Genomic DNA, 2,922 nt, shown 5'->3' with positions numbered 1-2,922 from the left:
ACTCTCCCCATTATTGATAATTCAGATCTATTCTCTTCTGGCATAGTTGTATTATATCTCTTTGCTGTACCGACACTCAAAATTCGTGCTATTCTACGGCCACGCGCTGGGACGATGTACCTTCGCGCTCCTCATTTGACTAGATAAAGAAAGTTCTCCATGGAAAAAATGTGTCCTTATTTTTTCTCTCTTGACAAGCCATTATGAAACCGTTATATTTATAATGATATGGATACAACAATTTTACAGATTCCTCTATCTAAATCGTTAAAACTTACCTCTCAAGAAGTAGCCAATGAATATGGTTTCTCTTCTTTGCAGGACCTGTTACGGGTCGTATTAACCAAACTGTCCCGACGGGAACTTGTCATCTCAATTCAAGAACCAGTTATTCATCTTTCCCAAAAAACCGCTCGCCGTTACGCGCGGATGAGTAACAATTTTGCCAAAGAGAAACACACAAAAAAATTCACTTCGGTTAATGGGTTGATGAAGGATTTGCGTTCATGACGATAATCAGACATCACCTGTTTCTTAAACACTATAAAAAACGCATACTCCCGTTTCCAAACTTAGACAAAAAATTTGAAGAACGATTCAGATTATTCATCCGCTACCCCAGTAATCCTGTATTGCACAATCATAAGCTTATAGGCACCCTGGAAGGTTTCCGATCTTTTTCTATAACCGGCGACATACGTGTCGTGTATCGAACATTTGGTGGCAATATTGAATTGTATGATATCGGCAGTCATAACCAAATTTATTAGCACTGTTGTGCTATACTACACCCACGCGCTGGGATAACGTACCTTCGCCCCGAGCGATGGTGAGAGCAATCGAACCAGAGTCGAGGGGAGGAAAGGCCGGACAGCAGAATATGAGAGGACTCCGCGAAAGCGGTGATCCCCCGCCAATCCATCATATTTATGATGAAGGCGGGGGGCTGGTGTCCCGATGGTGAAAACCATCGGGGACGATTCCTGAATTAACAGGATGAGAGAGCCACAGAGACGATCTTTCCCTACGTCCCGCAAGGGATATGGGAGAAGTGTGAAACGTCCCAGTAACATTCGCAAAACGAATGTACTGGGTAAAGGCAATCCCACTTGCTGCAACCGACGATCAGTCCGTTACGAGCACATATTCGCCAGGACTAAAGTATGCGGGCATAGAGAAATGAAGGTATCCGTCCGCCAGTCGGCGGGCGGAACAGAATCTGGCTTACAGTTGTTTCAGCGCGTACAAAACTTATTTCTTCAAATCAGTTGTGTAGCTTGTTATGAGCTCCTGGATAATAAGAAGAGTTGGAACTGCTAATATCGCTCCGACAATACCACCTAACCGTGCTCCAACAAGAAGTGACACGATCGTGACGAGTGGATGTAATCCTACACTTCGTTTCATGATAAGTGGAACAAGAATATTATTCTCCAGTTGTTGAATGACAATGTACAAAATAGCTGTATACAATCCATACAGAGGAGAGATGCTCAAAGCTACAATAATAGCTGGTATTGACGAAACAACTGGTCCAATGGTTGGGATAATCTCAAGTATTCCGGCGACAATTGCTAGCGGAAGGGCAAATTCAATTCCCAACACCACGAGTCCAATATACGATAGAATACCAACACTCAGCATAAGAATAAGTTGTCCTCCTACCCATGACCCAAGACGTTGTTCAATTCGAAGAAGTGTTTCAATTATTGCGCCGGCTTGCTCTTCTCCTAAAAATCCTGAAATAAACTTGTGTGCATATTTCCGTTCCAATAAAAAGTAAAACGCAAATACCAATACCATAAACGTTGTGACAATATTGGAAAATATACCGATAGTAAGCTTCAATACATTTTCCCCAATTGGAGCCAGTTGTTGAGTTATGGAACTCATATCAATGTTCCAATAAGGAACAATTTTTCCAAGAATTGCAGGAAAAATGCTCGTTAGTTTTGTGAACTGTACTACAAGCGATGGAATGATCCCGGCAAGGGATAATCCGATAACCCCAAACACAAGAATATACATAAGGAATGCACCAATAAATCGTGGAACTTTTTTGTTATCTAACCAGTCAACAGCGGGACGGAGCGCTGCCATAACAATAAATGCGATAAAAAGCAAAAAGAGAATATCCCGGATTTGCAGTACCAGCCAGACAAACGCAAGAAGGATCAATATAAAAATAATGGTTTTGTGGGATATTTCAATTTTAGACACCATACCAGGTAGTATACCATGAGTTAACGAGCGATTCTATTTTCTCTTCAAATCCATCATGCGTTACGTCAAACCAATGAATAGCCTTGTTCCGCTTAAACCATGTCATCTGACGACGGCTATATCCATGCTCATCATGTTTCCAGTTCAAAGTCACTTCTCCAATGGTTGCCTTTCCTTCAATATAGTTTTTCCATTCCAAATACCCTAAAGCGCTCATAGAAGGTAACTCCCATTTATATCCTTTGTTCTGTAGAAATCTCACCTCATCAACCACTCCTTGTTTAACTCTTTTTTCAACCCGTTCATCGATCCGCTTATACAATTCGGTAAACGACGCAGTCAAACCAATCCAGCAAACATCTTGAACAACCAAAGATGGTTTAACCAATGCTACTCCTGCTCTGCCCAATTCAATCTTTCGGATAAGCCTATGGGGATTTTTTTGATCTGACGAATTTAATTTCTTCCAAACAGCAGGAAATTCCTGCTTTAGTATCATCTGCAATTTTTCTAAAGAGGCTTTCTCAAATTTTTTCCGCAGTGCTTCATTTGGTTTTACCCCTCCTGTCGGAATTGTTTCAATAAGCGACTGAATATATAATCCCGTACCCCCCACAATAATCGGAAGTTTGTTTCTCTTGCGGATATCATCTATATATTTATTTGCTTTCTTTTGATACTGGGAGACACTAAACTTTT

Annotated in this window: 4 protein-coding genes; 2 read left to right on the top strand and 2 right to left on the bottom strand. The window is 41.1% G+C overall.

Features of this window, described 5'->3' with window-relative positions; all coding sequences use genetic code 11:
• Positions 1-228 precede the first annotated feature (228 nt).
• Complete coding sequence (locus tag KKB09_07940) at positions 229-510, top strand: hypothetical protein (protein MBU4301118.1); 282 nt, start codon at positions 229-231, stop codon at positions 508-510.
• Positions 507-770, top strand: a complete 264-nt coding sequence (locus KKB09_07935; protein MBU4301117.1) for a type II toxin-antitoxin system YafQ family toxin — start codon at positions 507-509, stop codon at positions 768-770. Before KKB09_07940 ends, KKB09_07935 begins: the two co-directional genes overlap by 4 nt.
• 481 nt (positions 771-1,251) lie before the next feature.
• Here the strand turns inward: KKB09_07935 and KKB09_07930 are convergent, their stop codons facing one another.
• Both KKB09_07930 and KKB09_07925 read right to left on the bottom strand, forming a co-directional pair.
• Complete coding sequence (locus KKB09_07930) at positions 1,252-2,223, bottom strand: AI-2E family transporter (protein MBU4301116.1); 972 nt, start codon at positions 2,221-2,223, stop codon at positions 1,252-1,254.
• Positions 2,213-2,922, bottom strand: a 710-nt coding sequence (locus KKB09_07925) for a hypothetical protein (GenBank protein MBU4301115.1), incomplete at its 5' end; no start/stop codon positions are given. The genes KKB09_07925 and KKB09_07930, both read right to left, overlap by 11 nt.

Source organism: Nanoarchaeota archaeon (genome assembly GCA_018897155.1).
Lineage (GTDB): Archaea > EX4484-52 > EX4484-52 > EX4484-52 > LFW-46 > LFW-46.
The sequence above is the reverse complement of the archived record's forward strand: the minus strand, read 5'-3'. Positions and strand labels throughout refer to the sequence as shown.